The organism is Dactylosporangium sp. CA-092794 (assembly GCF_050948465.1).
GTDB lineage: Bacteria > Actinomycetota > Actinomycetes > Mycobacteriales > Micromonosporaceae > Dactylosporangium.
In genome coordinates this window covers 8,773,229-8,789,501 of the sequence record NZ_CP192044.1, presented here as the reverse complement: position 1 = coordinate 8,789,501, position 16,273 = coordinate 8,773,229, and the positions used below count along the sequence as shown (strand labels likewise).

Below are 16,273 nucleotides of genomic sequence, written 5' to 3'. Positions count from 1 at the left end.
GGTGATGAGACGGGGGTTGCCGCTGCGGTGGTACCTCGTGGGCCTGCTCGGCCTGTTCGTCGTCGCCGCCGGCGCCGGCGTCTGGTCGGGCTGGTCGCAGGCCCGCCGGGACGCGCTCGCGCAGGCCCGCGCCGACGCGGCCTTCGCCGCCCGCAACGTGGCGCACCAGCTCGACGTCGGGCTGGTCTCGGTGCGCGGCAGCGTGGACGGCGTGGCCACGAATAGCGCCGTGGGGCAGCTGTTCAGCGACCCGGGCGCGTGCCGCCTGGCGTTCTCGCTCGGCGACTCCGACAGCGGCCACCTCGACGTGCTGCGCAGCGACGGCACGGTCGCGTGCTCCTCCGTCCCGGCGACCGACGCCGCGCAGGCCCGGGCCTACGCCGGGGCGCCGTGGCTGGCCGACGCCCTGCGCGGGCCGCTCACGATCGAGGCCGCGCACGACGCCCGCACCGGCCGCCCCGCCGTGCTCATCACCGCGCCGATCCCCGGGCTCGGCGTGGTGGCGGCATTCGCCGACCTGGCGGTGCTGGGCACCTCCTCCGGCGAGCAGTTCGGCGGCGCCCGCGGCCTCGAGTTCATCTTCACCGGCACCGACGGCGCCACCATCCTGACCCGCTCGCCCGAGGGCGCCCGCTGGGCCGCCACCGCCGTGCGGGACAGCCGGTTCGTGCCGGGCGCCGACGGCATCGACGTGACCGGCCGCCGGACGGTCTACGCCGAGCAGACCGTTCCGGGCGCCGGCTGGCACGTGTACGCCGGCGCCGACCGGGCCGCCACCCTGGCCTCGGCCGACCGGCTGGCCCGCCGCCAGGCGCTCGTGGCCGGGCTGGGGCTGCTCGCCGGGCTGCTCGGCGTCGTGCTGGTCCAGCGGCGCATCACCCGGCCGGTCGGCCGGCTGCGCGCCGCCGTGCGCAACGCCGCCGCCTCGGGCCGGCTCGACCCGGCCGCGACGGTCACCGGGGCGCGGGAGGTCACCGAGCTCGGCGACGAGTTCAACGGCCTGCTGGCCACCGTGGACCGGGAGCTCGACGAGCGGCGGCGGGCCGAGGAGACGGCGCTGGAGCACGAGCGCAACTACCGGCAGATGTTCGACGCGAGCCCCTATCCCATCGTGTTGTACGACCCGGGCACGCTCGCCCTGGTCGCGGTCAACGACGCCGCGGTGGCCTACTACGGCCGGCCGCGCGACGAGCTGACCGGCATGACGTACCTCGATCTGCGCCCGCCCGGGGAGGACGGCACGGCCGACGCCGCGGAGCCGGTCGAGCGCAACCGCCGGCAGCGGCACGTCAAGCACGACGGCACGGTCACCGAGGTCAGCATCACGTCGTACATCACCTCGTTCGGCGGCCGGAAGGTGCGCTGCGCGGTGGTCGACGACGTGACCGAGCGCGAGCACCTGGAGCGCCGGCTGCGCCAGTCGGAGCGGCTGGAGAGCCTCGGCCAGCTCGCCGCCGGCATCGCGCACGACTTCAACAACCTGGTCTCCATCATCAACGGCTACGCGGGCATGGCCGCCGCCGACGTCGAGCCGCTCGCCGAGCGCGACCCCGCCTTCCGCACGCTGCACGCCGACCTCACCGAGATCGTCGCCGCCGGCGACCGGGCCACCGCGCTCAACCGGCAGCTGCTCGCCTTCGCCCGGGCCGACCCGACGCCCGAGACGCGGGTGGTCGACCTCAACGCCGTCGTCGCCGACATCGAGACGCTGCTGCGCCGGGCGCTCGGCGAGGACGTCAACCTGGTCACCGAGCTCGCCGCCCAGTCGTGGCCGGTGAAGGTCGACCCGGGCCGGCTCGAGCAGGTGCTGGTCAACCTGGCGGTCAACGCCCGCGACGCGATGCCCGGCGGCGGCACGCTCACCATCGAAACGGAGGCGGTCGTCGTCGACGCGCACTACGCGGCGCAGCACCCCGGGCTGCGGCCCGGCCGGTACATGCAGGTCCGGGTCGGCGACACCGGTACCGGCATGAGCCGGGAGGTGCTCGAGCGGGCGTTCGAGCCGTTCTTCACCACCAAGCCCAAGGGGCAGGGCACCGGCCTCGGCCTGGCCACCATCTACGGCATCATCACCCAGGCCGGCGGGCACGCCCGGATCTACTCCGAGCCCGGCCACGGCACCACCGTCACCGCCCTGCTCCCGGCGACCGAGGACACCGCGGACACCGCCGGCGCGCCGGCCGCCGCCCGCCCGCACGGCTCGGGCGAGACGATCCTGCTGGTCGAGGACGACGAGAGCCTGCGCGCGCTGACCGAGCGGATCCTGCAGCGCAGCGGCTACACCGTGCTGTCCGCGGGGACGGTCGACGACGCCCGGCGCCTCGCCACCGCGCACGCCCGGATCGACCTGCTGCTCACCGACGTGATCCTGCCCGACCTGCACGGCCCGGCGCTGGCCGACGAGATCCGGGCGGTGCACCCGGGCGTGCGGGTCGTCTACACGTCGGGGTACACCGAAACCATCCTCGCCTCGCGGGGCACCATGCCGCCCGGCGCCACCCTGCTCACCAAGCCGGTGAGCGCCGGTCAGCTCCTCGACGCCATCGGGCGCGAGCTGGGCATCGCGTTCCCCGGCCGGCCGTCCGTCGCCGGCTGACCAGCCTCGGCCGGTTCTGGTGGGGCTGGGGGCAAGGTAGAGTCATTCATCGATGGCAATGATGATCTGCCGACCATTTGCGGTACCGGAAGGTGCGTTCACCATGTCTCGACGTGCCAGCTGGATTGTCAGCCTGATCATCACCGCCGCGCTGCTCACCGCCGCCCCGAGCGCCGCTCACGCCGGGTCGGCCGAGCCGCACGGCCTCGACGCGCTCGAACAGCTCGACCGCCTGCCCTACCTCGACAGCCAGGCCCGCTCCGGCATGGAGAGCACCTACGGCCGGGACGGCACCTACAGCGACCACGACGGCTACCTCTACGAGGACGCCACCGACCGGGTCTTCGCCGACCTGCGCGGCCCGGGCGAGATCACCCGGATCTGGTCGACCGCCCTCGACCCCGCCGACGAGATCCACATCTACCTCGACGGCGAGAGCACGCCGCGGGTCAGCATGGCCGCGCTCGACTTCTTCAACGGCACCAACGCGCCGTTCCGCGGGCCGCTCGTCCTCAACGCCGACCAGTCCAGCGGCGGCTGGGTCTCCTACCTGCCGATGCAGTTCGCCCAGTCGGTGCGGGTCGCGCTGCGCAAGCGGGCCGGCATCGCCGCCTACCTGCAGGTCAACTACCAGCAGTACAGCGCCGGCACGCCGGTGACCACCTGGACCAGCGCGGAGACCGGCGGCCAGGACAGCACCGACGTGCGCAACCTGTGGAACGCCGCCGGCACCGACCCGAAGCCGCCGGCCGCCACCACCACCGTCTCGGGCACCGTCACCGCCCCGGCCGCCGGCTCCACCACCCTGCTGGACGTCGCCGGCCCGCGCTCGATCTCCTCCATCCGGCTCAAGCTGCCCGCGATCACCTCGACCTCCACCGCCGTGACCGACGACGGCCGCGCGTTCGGCGCCGGCGGTTCCTCGCAGTTCACCGTCGCCGTCGACGCCGCCAGCAGCGGGGTCACGCTGACCCGGCGGCTGGACTACGGCGTCGCCGACCAGCAGGCGAACGTCTACGTCGACGGCGCCCTCGCCGGCGTCTGGTTCGACCAGGACGGCGCCTCGGGCAGCGTCTACGACCAGTACGTCCACTGGAAGGACAGCACCTTCGCGATCCCGCCCGCGCTGACCGCCGGGAAGTCCCGCATCACCGTGCGGATCGCGTTCATCAGCTCGGCGATCGACTGGAACGAGTTCACCTACTGGGTTCGCTCGACCGTCGGCGGCACGTCCGCGCTCACCGATACGGTCGACGTCTTCAACGCCGCGTCCGAGGCGGCGCACGCCTACTCGATCAACGGTTCGAGCTGGGCCGGCGGCTCGCGGACCTTTTACTACCCGTACGACGACGGCATCGCCGCCCTGCTCAACCAATTGAGCCTGCGGATCACCTGGGACGGCGCGGCGAGCCCGGCCGTGAACGCGCCGCTGGGCTCGCTGTTCGCGGCCGGCAACTACGGCTTCACCCGGGCGCCGCGCACCCTCATGGCCGGCATCGACGCGTCGAACTGGCTGTACCTGTACTTCCCGATGCCGTTCGCGAGCCACGCCACGGTCGTGCTGGCCAACGCCGGCGCCGCGGTGACCGGCGTGCAATACGAGATCAAGCACAAGACGCAGGCCGGGTCGTTCGACAACGTCGGGTACTTCACCACGGAGTACCGCAGCCAAACCGTCCCGGCCTCGTTCAACCACGACGTCGACCTCATCGACCGCGACGGCCAGGGCGCCGTCGTCGGCCTGGTCATGTCGGCCCGCGGCGCGCCGAACACCCCGGCCGTGTCCCGCAGCTACCCCGAGGGGTATCCGCCGCTCGGCGCCTACCAGGTCGGCTACTTCGGCCACGTGGAGGGCGACGAGAAGTTCTATGTGGACGGCAACCTGACCCCGGCCCACGGCACCGGCGTCGAGGACTTCGCCAACGCCGGATTCGCCTGGAACCACGGCTTCCTGGCCACGCCGACCCACGGCTACTCGTCCTACCGGGCGTCCAGAGTGGACGCCACCAACTGGGTCAACCGCATGGCGTTCCACCGGATCCTGCTGGCCGACCGGGTGAACTTCACCAGCCACGTGCGGCTCAGCCTCGAGCACGGCCTGGTCAACGACTTCGGCATCGACGACCTCAGCACGCTCGTCTACTACTACTACAAGCCTACCCTGCGCACCGTGCGCACCGACGTGCTCGACGTCGGCGCGGCCGCCTCGGAGACGGCGCACGGCTACACGACCTCCGGCACCGTGACGGCGGCGACCAGGACCCAGTCGTTCGAGGGCGACTACCGCGACGTCTTCTACACCGACGACGGAAAGGCCGTCGGGGGGTACTCCCAGTTCACCCTCGCCATCAACCCGGCGAACAACGGTGTGCTGCTGCGCGACCGATTCGACCAGACCTACCTCGTGCAGGAGGCCGCCGTCTCCGTCGACGGCGCCGCGGTCGGCACCTGGCGGGCGATCGGCGGCAACCCGAGCCAGAGCCGGTTCAAGGAGACCGATTTCCTCATCCCGGCCGGCTACACGGCCGGCAAATCGTCGATCACCGTGCGGCTGACCAGGACGGCCTCGTCCGACCCGCTCAGCCAGTACCGAATCTCCGCCCACACGATCCTCACCGGCGCCGGCGCGCCCCTCCCGCCCGCACCCGGCCAGACCGTCACCATCGCCAACCCCGACTTCGAGAGCGGAACCCTTGCCGGCTGGACCGCGACCGGCACGGCCTTCACGAACAACCAGGTGGTCACCCAGACCGTTCAGAACGGCGTACCGTTCGCCCACCACGGCACGTACCACTACTGGGGCTACGGCGGCGGCGCCACCGACACCCCCACCGGGACCATGCGCACGCCCAGCTTCCTCCTCGGCGGCGACGGCAAGCTGCGGTTCCTCATCGGCGGCGGCAACGACATCGCCGCGCTCAACCTCGCCCTGGTGCGCGCCGCCGACGACCGGGTCCTGCTCAGCGCCACCGGCCGCAGCTACGAGGGCGACAAGACGGTGGTGATGGACGCCGGCGAGTGGGTCGGCACGACGGTGTACCTGAAGGCGACCGACGCCGCGACCGGCGGCTGGGGCCACCTGAACCTGGACGACTTCCACGTCCCCCTCTCCACCTTCACCAACAACCTCACCGGCACCTGGACCTCGGTCGGCGGCACCTGGACCGACGTCGCCGGCGGCCTGCGGGGCACCTCCGGCCCGGACGCCTGGCGGCTGAACTCCCAGACCGCGGCCGGCGCCACCGTCGAGGCCGACATCCGGCTGACCACCCCCGGCGCCGGCGCCCTCATCGTGCGCGCCAACGCCTCGGCCACCCAGTTCTACGCGGCCAACATCGACTCGGTGAACCAGCGGGTCCTCTTCTGGGGCCCGGGCGTCGCCGGCCGCTCCCAGCCGGCGTCGATCGCCCTCAACACGACCTACCACCTGAAGGTGGTCGCCTCCGGCAGCCACATCCAGGTCTACTTCAGCGGCTACTCGGGCGGCACCGCGCCGATCCTCGACTTCACCGACACCACGCTCGCCTCGGGCCAGATCGGCCTGAACGTCTGGACCGGATCGGCCACCTTCCAGAACCTCACCGTGTCGTAGGGACGTCCGGATAGCTTCGCGGCGTCCAGACGACCGCGGTCGCGGACCCGCGGTCCTGCACGCGGGTCTGCGACGAGCCGATGATGAGCAGCGTTCGCATGTCCACTTCGGACGGATCCAGGTCGGCCAGGCGGACCACGCGGACCGATTCGGCCGGCCCGCCCACGTCGCGGCCGACCACGACCGGCGTGTCGGCCGCGCGGTGCCGCAGCAGCAGCGTCCGGGCGGCCTCGACCTGCCAGGTGCGGCTGCGCGAGCCCGGGTTGTAGACCGCGATGACCAGATCGGCCCGGGCCGCGGCCTCCAGCCGGGCGGCGATGACATCCCACGGCTTGAGCCGGTCCGACAGCGACAGCACGCAGAAGTCGTGGCCCAGCGGCGCGCCGACCCGGCTCGCCACCGCCTGGGCGGCGGTCAGGCCGGGCAGCACCCGCACCGGCACCGCCTTCCAGCGCGGCTCGGCGGCCACCTCCAGCACCGCCGCCGCCATCGCGAAGACACCCGGGTCGCCCGAGGAGACGACCGCGACCCGCCGCCCCTCCTTGGCCAGGGCAAGGGCGAACTCGGCGCGCTCCGCCTCGACCCGGTTGTCGGAGGCGTGCCGGCGCTGCCGCGGGTTGTCCGGGACCCGGGCCAGATACGGTCCGTAGCCGACCAGGTCGTCGGCGGCGGCGAGCGCGGCCTGCGCCTCCGGGGTGAGCCAGTCGCGCCCGGCCGGCCCCAGCCCGACGACCACGACCTCGCCGCGCGGCGGCGCCGGCTCGGCCCGCTCGAGCGCGGCCGCGGTCTCCTCGTGCACGCGGCTGGGCAGCAGCGCCATGGAGAAGTAGGGGACCGTGGCCGGGTCCACTTCGGACAGCGGGGCGACCCGCTCGCCGGCGCCGGTGGCCCGCTCGACGTACCAGCCGTCGGCGAGCCGCCCGGCCCGCTCGAACGCGTCGCGGACCTTGCCGAACGTGCGCCCCAGCTTCATCACCGCCGCCGAGTCGGTGGCGGCGAGCCGCTCGGCCAGCACGTCGCCCGGCAGGGTACCGGGCAGCACGGTGAGGATCTCGTCGCGCTCCACCAGCGGCCGCCCCAGCACGGCCGAGGCGCCGGACACGGAGGTCACGCCCGGCACGACCTGCGTGGCATATCGCCGGCTGAGCCGCTTGTGCATGTGCATGTACGACCCGTAGAACAGCGGGTCGCCCTCGCACAGCACCACCACGTCCCGCCCCGCGTCGAGGTGCGCCGCCAGCCGCGCCGCCCACGCGTCGTAGTGCTCCTCGATGACCCCGCGGTAGTCGGCGGTGTCCTCGGTCGTCACCGGGTAGACCAGGGCCTCCTCGATCTGGTCCGCCCGCAGGTACGGCGCGGCGATCGAGCGCGCGATGCTGCGCCCGTGCCGGGCGCTGTGGTAGGCCACGACCGGCGCGGCGGCGATGAGCCGGGCGGCCTTGACCGTGACGAGCTCCGGGTCGCCCGGCCCCAGCCCGACCCCGAAGAGCCTGCCGCTGTCCACCGTGGTCATTCCTGTCGCCCGTCGCCCGGCTGTTCCACTGTGGTCATTCCTTTTCGTCCGCGATCGCGTTGACGGCGGCGGCCGTCATCGCGCTGCCGCCCCGCCGCCCGTGCACGACCAGGTGCTCCAGCCCCGAGGCGGCCAGGGCGGCCTTCGACTCGGCCGCCCCGACGAACCCGACCGGGATGCCGAGCACCGCGGCCGGCCGGCCGGCGCCCGCCGCGACCATTTCCAGCAGCCGGAACAGCGCGGTCGGCGCGTTGCCGATCGCCACGACCGCGCCGTCGATCCGCCCGCGCCACAACTCCAGCGCGGCGGCGCTGCGCGTGGTCACCAACCTGTTCGCCAGTTCCGGTACGGCCGGATCGCGCAGCGTGCAGACCACCTCGTTGTCCCGGGGCAGCCGCGCCCGGGTCACCCCCGACGCGACCATTTCGGCGTCGCACAGGATCGGCGCGCCGTTGCGCAGGGCCGCCCGCGCCGCCGTGACGACCCCGGCCGAGAAGCCGACGTCTGCGGGCAGGTCGACCATCCCGCACGCGTGGATCATCCGGACCGTCACCTGAGCCACGTCGGCCGGCAGCCCGGAGAGATCCGCCTCGGCCCGGATCGTCGCGAACGACCGCCGGTAGATCTCGGCCCCGTCCCGGATGTAGTCCGTCATACGGTTGCGCTCCGGTACCCGGCTCCCGTCGCGACCATTTCCACGTGTCTTCCTCTCGGCGCACCGCATCGACGTTCGCATCCGGCCCAGTGCACCGGCAGCGCGCCGGGACCTTCCCGCTCGTCGGCCACTGCCACGGCCGCCCGCCTGTCGGGACCTTCCCGCTTGCCGGCCACTGCCACGGCCGCCCGTGCGCCGGGACCTTCCCGCTTGCCGGCCGCTGCCACGGCCGCCCGTGCGTCGGCCCGGACGTCGGCGAGCGCCTTGGCGCAGCCCGGCCGGCCGGCGCAGGCTGTCACTCCGGCCCACGGGGAGGCGGGATCGGCGTCCAACCCGACCTCGGCCAGGCGCGCAATGGTCCGCTCAGCTTCCCGCATCGGTACGCCCGTCAGCACAACGGTCCGCCACGGCGTGACGATCATCTCGTTCGCCGACTCCGCCAGCACCGCCGACCGTTCGGCGGTCAGCAGCCCGAGCGGCACCACGACCACCACCGCCAGCGCACCGTCGCTCTGCTCAACCACCCCGCCGCTGCCGCCGGTGCTTCCACCGCCGCCCTGCTCGGTCACCCCGGCGGCGCGCCCGCCGCTGCCGCTGGTGCTTCCGCCGCTGGTCTGTTCGGTTGTTTTGTTGGTGTGTCGCCCCGCCGCGTCGCCGGCGCCCCGGCCGAGCGGTCCGTTTGTGGCGCGTGATGCCGCGTTTGCCGGACGTATCGGATTTATCGGGTTTGCGGTGATCGTGACGCCGAGCCGGGCGGCGACCCGGGCGATGCCGTCCTCGAGCTCCACCAGCCGCCACGCCCTGGAGCCCTGGGCCACGCGCTCCTGCTGAAACGCCGCGGCAGCACGAACGAGCAGCTCAGCGCCGCCGGCCGCGGTGGTCGGCCGCCCGGCGAGCAGCAGGCGCGAGCCGTGCAGGCCGACGTCACCGCCGAGCGGCGTCACGTCGCCCCGGCCGTCGTCGATCGTGGCCAGGAACCGTCCCGGCAGCCCGGCCAGCTCGGGCGTCGCGCGCAGCAACGCGTCGAACCCGGCCACGATCGGCCGCACGTCGACCTCTCCGCGCCCGTCGAGGCCACTTAGCGGACTCGCGATGATGTTGCGCACCCGCTCGTGCGACTCCGACGGCAGCAGCCCGGCCGCGAACAGCCGCGCCGCCAACTCCCGCTCCGCACCCGGGCGAAGCGCCCTGACCTGCACGTTTCCGCGCGACGTGAGCTCCAGCGCCGGGTCACCCAGCTCCGCGGCGGCACCGCGGAGCACGCCGAGCTGCGCCGCGGTGAGCCGCCCACCGGGCAGCCGCACGCGCGCCAGCCCGCCGTCGGCCGCCGGGTGTACCTGCACGGCACCGGGGCACCGGTCGGGGGCGTCACGTCCGCTGGCAGCCTGCACGGGCCGGATACTACCTGCGCCGATGCCCTTATCGGTCCGCCCCGCACCGGAGAAACGGTCCGGACCACACCCCGCGCACCACCGGACCGCCCCTGCCACCAGCCGGCGGTCTGCCGCACGTCAGCAATGGTGTGACCGAACTTCGTGGCCAGCGGCACAACCGCAGCGTGATCCCGGCGGGGAGCGGCGCGGACGTCGCGGATGTCGCACCCGCCGGTCGAAACCTCCGATCCGCGCGGGCGGGCCGGACGTATGTCTCCGTGATCATGCTGCCCGCGGTGACTCACACCGGGTTTGTCATGATCCCGGAGACTTGTGGTACACGGGTGTACATCAGCACTCCGTGATCATGAAAAACCCTTGGTGTCGACGCCGGGTTGCGCATGATCACGGAGACTTCCGGTGTAACTATTCAGGTCCTCCGAACGGAGGAGGGCGTGCTGGTCAAAGCCTTGCGCTGGCGCTAGTCGGACACTCCACAGTGGACGACAAACCTACTCAATGCGGGAGATAGCGGTTGGCCATCTCCCCGATTCGCGAATTCCGACCGCCGCGTAGGTGCAGGTCAGCGAGATGGGCGGGGTACCTGAATAGTTACCTTCCGGTCCCTGCGCCGCGCGGCAACCGACGGGCGGGACGCGATCGCCGGCCCGCCCGCCCCGACGTCGGCGGACGTGACCCGGCTTGACGCGGTGCGACCGTTTCGAGGAGAGTTGGGCTGCTGTAACGGCGACGTGTGGAGGAACCCGGTGCGATTCCGGGACGGTCCCGCCACTGTGACCGGGGAGTGAGCCTCCAACCGCGACGGCCACCGGGTGCGAGCCCGGGAAGGCTCGGGGGCGAGCGGCGATCCGGGAGCCAGGAGACTCTCCGGCGCCGGACCGAACCGTACCGACTTGGGGCGCGGACCCCGAGGGAGGACCCCGGCGTGATCCTGCTGCTGTCGACGTCCGACACCGACCTGCTCAGCGCCCGGGCCAGCGGCGCCGACTACCGGCTGGCCAACCCGTCCCGGACCGCGGTGGAGGACCTGCCCGGCCTGGCCGCCGAGGCGGACCTGGTGATCGTGCGGTTCCTCGGCGCATACCGCGACTGGGCCGACGGCCTGGACGCGCTGCTGGCCACCGGCCGGCCGGTGGTGATCCTCGGCGGCGAGCAGGCCCCCGACGCCGAGCTGATGAGCCACTCCACGGTGCCCGCCGGCCTCGCCGCGCAGGCCCATGCCTACCTGGCCTTCGGCGGCGCGGCCAACCTCGGCGAGCTGCACCGGTTCCTCTCCGACACGGTCCTGCTCACCGGCCACGGCTTCGGCCCGCCGGTGGAGACCCCGGTCTGGGGCGTGCTCGACCGTCCGGCGAGCAGCGAACCGACCCACCGCCCCACGGTCGCGGTCATCTACTACCGGGCGCACCATATGGCCGGAAACACCGCGTTCGTGAGCGGCCTTTGCGACGCCATCGAGGCGGAGGGCGCCCGCGCGCTGCCGGTCTTCGCCGCCTCGCTGCGCACCGCCCCGCCCGAGCTGCTCGAGACGCTGCGCGGCGCCGACGCGCTGGTGGTGACCGTGCTCGCGGCCGGCGGCACCCGGCCCGCCGACGCGCAGGCTGGCGGCGAGGACGACGCCTGGGACGTGGGTGCGCTCGCGGCGCTCGACGTGCCGATTCTGCAGGGGCTGTGCCTGACCGGCAGCCGCGAGTCGTGGGATGCCAACGACGACGGGCTGTCGCCGCTGGACACGGCGACCCAGGTGGCCATTCCCGAGTTCGACGGCCGGATCATCACCGTACCGTTCTCGTTCAAGGAGATCGACGAGGACGGCCTGACCGTCTACGTCGCCGACCCCGAGCGGGCGCGGCGGGTGGCCGGCGTCGCGGTCGCCCACGCCCGGCTGCGCGGCCTGCCCAACGCGCAGAAGCGGGTCGTGGTGATGCTCAGCGCGTATCCGACCAAGCACTCTCGCATCGGCAACGCGGTCGGCCTGGACACGCCGGCCAGCGTCGTGCGGCTGCTCGAGGCGATGCGCCGGCGGGGCTACGACCTGGGCGAGGGCTTCCCCACCGACGGCGACGCCCTGATGCACGAGCTGATCGCCGCGGGCGGCCAGGACGTCAACTGGCTGACCGAGGAGCAGCTGCACGGCAACCCGGTCCGCATCTCCGCGCAACGGTACGGCCAATGGTTCGCGACGCTGCCCGACGACCTGCGGGCCGGCATGGAACGGCACTGGGGACCGCCGCCCGGCGACCTCTTCGTCGACCCGGACGACGGCGACATCGTGCTGGCCGGCCTGCGCCGCGGCAACGTGGTCGTCATGGTCCAGCCGCCGCGCGGTTTCGGGGAGAACCCGGTTGCCATCTACCACGACCCGGACCTGCCGCCCAGCCATCACTACCTGGCCGCGTACCGCTGGCTCGCCGACGCGTCCGATGCCGGCTTCGGGGCGCACGCGGTCGTCCACGTCGGAAAGCACGGCAACCTCGAATGGTTGCCGGGCAAGACCGTTGGCATGTCGGCCGCCTGCGGCGCGGACGCGGCGCTGGGCAACCTGCCGTTGATCTACCCGTTCCTGGTCAACGACCCGGGCGAGGGCACGCAGGCCAAGCGCCGCGCCCACGCCACATTGGTCGACCATTTGGTGCCGCCGATGGCCCGCGCCGACTCGTACGGTGACATCGCCCGCCTGGAGCAGCTGCTCGACGAGCACGCAACGATCGCCGCGCTCGACCCGGCGAAGCTGCCCGCGATCCGGGCCCAGATCTGGACCCTGATCCAGGCCGCCCGGCTGGACCACGACCTCGGCCTGGCCGACCGGCCGCACGACGCCGAGTTCGACGAGTTCATCCTGCACGTCGACGGCTGGCTGTGCGAGGTCAAGGACGTGCAGATCCGCGACGGCCTGCACGTGCTCGGCCAGGCCCCGACCGGCGCGGCGCGCGTCGACCTGGTCCTGGCGATGCTGCGCGCCCGGCAGATGTGGGCCGGCCAGGTCGCCGCGCTGCCCGGCCTGCGCGAGGCGCTCGGCCTCGACGAGTCCACCGGCGACCGGTCCGCTGTGGACGCGACGGAGACGAAGGCCCGCGAGCTGGTCGCCGCGATGGAGGCGAGGGACTGGGCCACGGCCGGCATCGCCGAGCTCTCGGACAACCCCGAGGTGGTTCGCGTGCTCAGGTTCGCCGCCGAGGAGATCGTGCCGCGGCTCGCCCGCACCACCGACGAGCTGACCATGGTGCTGCACGCGCTCGACGGCGGATACGTCCCGGCGGGGCCGAGCGGCTCGCCGTTGCGGGGCCTCATCAACGTGCTGCCGACCGGGCGCAACTTCTACTCGGTCGACCCGAAGGCCGTGCCCAGCCGGCTGGCGTGGGAGACGGGCCAGGCGATGGCCGAGTCGCTGCTCGCACGGTACCGCAGCGATCATGACGAATGGCCGAAATCCGTCGGCCTGTCCATGTGGGGCACCAGCGCGATGCGCACCGCGGGCGACGACATCGCCGAGGCGCTCGCGCTGCTCGGCGTGTGCCCGGTCTGGGACGACGCGTCGCGCCGGGTCACCCGCTTGGAGCTGGTCGACCTGGCCGAGCTGGGCCGCCCGCGCATCGACGTGACCATGCGCATCAGCGGCTTCTTCCGCGACGCCTTCCCGCACGTGGTCGCGCTCCTCGACGACGCGGTCCGGCTGGCCGCGGCCGCCGAGGAGTCCACAGAGGACAACTACGTGCGCGCGCACGTGCACGCCGACCTGGCCGCGCACGGCGACGAGCGGCGCGCCACCCTGCGCGTGTTCGGGTCCAAGCCGGGGGCCTACGGCGCGGGCATCCTCCCGCTCATCGACAGCCGGAACTGGCGCGACGATCGGGACCTGGCCGAGGTCTACGCGGTGTGGGGCGGCTACGCCTACGGCCGCGGCGTGGACGGGGTCGAGGCACGCACCGACATGGAAGGGGCGTACCGCCGCATCAGCGTCGCGGTGAAGAACACCGACACCCGCGAGCACGACATCGCCGACTCGGACGACTACTTCCAGTACCACGGCGGAATGGTCGCAACGGTCCGCGCCCTGACCGGCCGTGCGCCCGCCGCCTACGTCGGCGACAGCACCAACCCGGACGCCGTTCGGACCCGAACGCTGAGCGAGGAGACCGCCCGCGTCTTCCGCGCCCGGGTGGTCAACCCCCGGTGGATCGCCGCCATGCGCCGCCACGGCTACAAGGGCGCCTTCGAGCTCGCCGCCACGGTCGACTACCTGTTCGGCTTCGACGCCACGGCCGGCGTGGTCGCGGACTGGATGTACGAGAAGCTGGCCGAGTCCTACGTCTTCGACCCCGACAACCACAAGTTCCTGACCGAATCGAACCCGTGGGCGCTGCACGGCATCGCCGAACGCCTCCTGGAGGCCGCCGACCGGGGCCTGTGGGAGCACCCGGAACAGTCCACACTGGACGGCCTGCGCGAGGTGTACCTCCAGACCGAAGGCGACCTGGAGGACGCCTAGGCCGGGCGCTCAGGAGCCGGCGAGGCGAAGGGCGGATACGGTCACGGTGGTGTAGTGCATGACGAAGCCGCCGCCCGCGTCGTCCACCGCCGCGCCGATGCCGTCGAGGATTTCGGTCAGCTGGTTCGGGGCCAAATGGTTGTGCCCGCCCGTCGTGGGCAGCTGGTCGAGCCACTCGTCGCGGGTATACGGCCGCTCCCACGGGTCCTGCCAATGCTCCGCCGGGCCGAACGCGCCGGTCTGCGCCATGCCCTCGGCGGCCTTGACGCCCAGCGCCGCGTAGGCGTTGCCGCCCAGCGCCGTCCAGCGGTGGAACATCGGCATGTCCGGCAGCACCCGGCGGTACACCTCGTTGAACCGTTCACCGAGCTCGGCGGGAACCTCGAAACCGTTCCAGAACAAGGCGATCCGGCCACCCGGGAACCGGCGCCGCTGGGCCGCGATGTCCGCCCGGCGGCCAAGCGGTGCCCAGCCTGCGCGTCCCAACATCTCCGGGCGGGCACGATCGGCGGTCACGTCCCACCCGGCGGGCGCTACACCGCGAGGCCCGGCCCACGGACCGGAAGTCTCCGTGATCATGCGTACCGGGCGTCGACACCAACGGTTTTTCATGATCGTGGAGTGGTGATGTACCCCTGTGTACCGAAAGGTTCCGGGATCATGACAAACCCATGGTGCGGTCACCGCGGGCAGCATGATCACGGAAAGATATGTCCGGCCTGGCCGGGCAGATCGGCGGTTGCGCCTGGCGGTGCGACATCCGCGCCGCGCCGAGGGGCCGGCGCCGCGCCTTGTGGAGGGGGCGGCGCCGATGACTGCTGGTGCCCCGCCAGCGGCCACCGACGCCCAGCCTGCGACGGCCGCCTGGCATCAAGTACCACGATCAGGCGCGGGCCTGATACACCACACCAGCGGACGTGACCGCGCGGTGGGGCGGTGCGGCGGTCGCGCGGTCGCGCAGTGGCGCGGTGCGGTGGTGGCGGTTCAGGCCGGGAAGTCGGGCACCGGCAGGCCCAGCGCGGCCAACAGGGTCGCCGTGCGGCGCGGCGTCTGGCAGTGCCGGGCCACGGCGGCCTCGTCGAGGCGGCCCGCGCGGGCCTGGTACAGCGCGGGCGCGGCCGGGTGGGCACGCATCTCGTCCGGGCCGAGGGCGGCGGCCGCGGCGCCGGCGGCGGCCGTGAGCGCCGGGAAGCTCGCGCGGAGCTCCGCGGCCCAGCGCTCCACCGCGGCGAGCCACGCGGCCGTGGCCGGGTCGGCGTTCGGTGCGTAGCGTGCGGCGGTCGTGGTCACCTCGGCCCACGGCAGGTCGTGCCACGGGCGGGTCCGCAGCACCGGCAGCTGCCAGTGCCGCTTCGCGAGCGTCCAATGGTCTGCCCGGGCCGCGACCGCTTGGACCGTGAAGTCCGGGATCGAGAGCGCGGTGAGGTTCCAGCCGTGGCAGGCGCCGGTGTCCAGACCGAATATCCGGCCGTCGCGGACCAGCGGCTCGGGGCCGGTGACGTGGTGGCCGAAGACGACCGGTTTCGCGTCGGCGTAATGGTCGTGCCAATGGCCGTCGGGGAAGCGCACGGCCAGGTCGCGCTCGCCCGTGGTCGTGCCGCAGAGGATCTCTTCAGGCTGTTCCGCCAAGGGTACGCCCGGTAGCGCGGCCGCGTGCACGACCCGCACCCGGTCGTCCTCGTAGAAGTAGGGCAGTGTCCGCATCCAGTCGACCGCCTCGGCGTAGCCGTCGCCGAGCTGGAGGCGGGTGATCTCCTGGGCGTACGAGAAGATGCCCCGCACATGCTTGCGCTCGTGGTTGCCCATGACGGCGACCGAGTTCGGCCGGTCGCGGAACAGCCGGATCACCTCGGCCGGATTCGGTCCGCGGTCGACCAGGTCCCCGACGCTCACCAACAGGTCGTCCGGGCGCAGACCGACACGGTCGAGCAGCTCCACGAGCTCGTCGAAGCACCCGTGAATGTCCCCGACGACGACGGTACGTCCCATCCGGCCAATGGTCTGGCGTCCGGCCGCGGACCACAACCGAGTATC

8 protein-coding genes and 1 riboswitch are annotated in these 16,273 nt (G+C 73.0%); of the genes, 3 read left to right on the top strand and 5 right to left on the bottom strand.

Annotation, left to right across the window (positions count from 1 at the left end; all coding sequences use genetic code 11):
- Positions 1-4 precede the first annotated feature (4 nt).
- Entirely contained in the window at positions 5-2,596 is a 2,592-nt protein-coding gene (locus tag ACQPXD_RS37745; RefSeq protein WP_432826640.1) for an ATP-binding protein, read from the top strand.
- Between the two features lie 103 nt (positions 2,597-2,699).
- A complete protein-coding gene (locus tag ACQPXD_RS37740) occupies positions 2,700-6,188 on the top strand; it encodes a DUF2961 domain-containing protein (RefSeq protein ID WP_432826638.1) in 3,489 nt (1,162 codons plus the stop codon).
- On the opposite strand, the gene ACQPXD_RS37735 is transcribed toward ACQPXD_RS37740, so the two are convergent.
- The 3 genes from ACQPXD_RS37735 to ACQPXD_RS37725 are packed head-to-tail and all read right to left on the bottom strand — an operon-like array spanning position 6,175 to position 9,747.
- Positions 6,175-7,692, bottom strand: coding sequence for a precorrin-2 C(20)-methyltransferase (locus ACQPXD_RS37735; RefSeq protein ID WP_432826636.1), 1,518 nt, complete (start codon positions 7,690-7,692; stop codon positions 6,175-6,177). The two genes, ACQPXD_RS37740 and ACQPXD_RS37735, sit on opposite strands and share 14 nt — an antisense overlap.
- Before the next feature lie 43 nt (positions 7,693-7,735).
- Complete coding sequence (locus tag ACQPXD_RS37730; RefSeq protein ID WP_432826634.1) at positions 7,736-8,356, bottom strand: precorrin-8X methylmutase; 621 nt, start codon at positions 8,354-8,356, stop codon at positions 7,736-7,738.
- Entirely contained in the window at positions 8,353-9,747 is a 1,395-nt protein-coding gene (locus ACQPXD_RS37725; RefSeq protein WP_432826632.1) for a precorrin-3B synthase, read from the bottom strand. Before ACQPXD_RS37725 ends, ACQPXD_RS37730 begins: the two co-directional genes overlap by 4 nt.
- 697 nt (positions 9,748-10,444) lie before the next feature.
- A riboswitch (cobalamin riboswitch) is annotated at positions 10,445-10,636 on the top strand.
- A gap of 39 nt (positions 10,637-10,675) precedes the next feature.
- On the opposite strand from ACQPXD_RS37725, the gene cobN reads away from it, so the two are divergent.
- Entirely contained in the window at positions 10,676-14,239 is a 3,564-nt protein-coding gene (gene cobN / locus ACQPXD_RS37720; RefSeq protein ID WP_432826630.1) for a cobaltochelatase subunit CobN, read from the top strand.
- A 9-nt stretch (positions 14,240-14,248) separates the two neighbouring features.
- Here the strand turns inward: cobN and ACQPXD_RS37715 are convergent, their stop codons facing one another.
- Positions 14,249-14,728: a hypothetical protein gene (locus ACQPXD_RS37715; protein ID WP_432826628.1), complete on the bottom strand. Its 480-nt coding sequence runs from the start codon at positions 14,726-14,728 to the stop codon at positions 14,249-14,251.
- A gap of 495 nt (positions 14,729-15,223) precedes the next feature.
- Positions 15,224-16,228, bottom strand: a complete 1,005-nt coding sequence (locus ACQPXD_RS37710; protein WP_432826626.1) for a metallophosphoesterase family protein — start codon at positions 16,226-16,228, stop codon at positions 15,224-15,226.
- Positions 16,229-16,273: the final 45 nt, after the last annotated feature.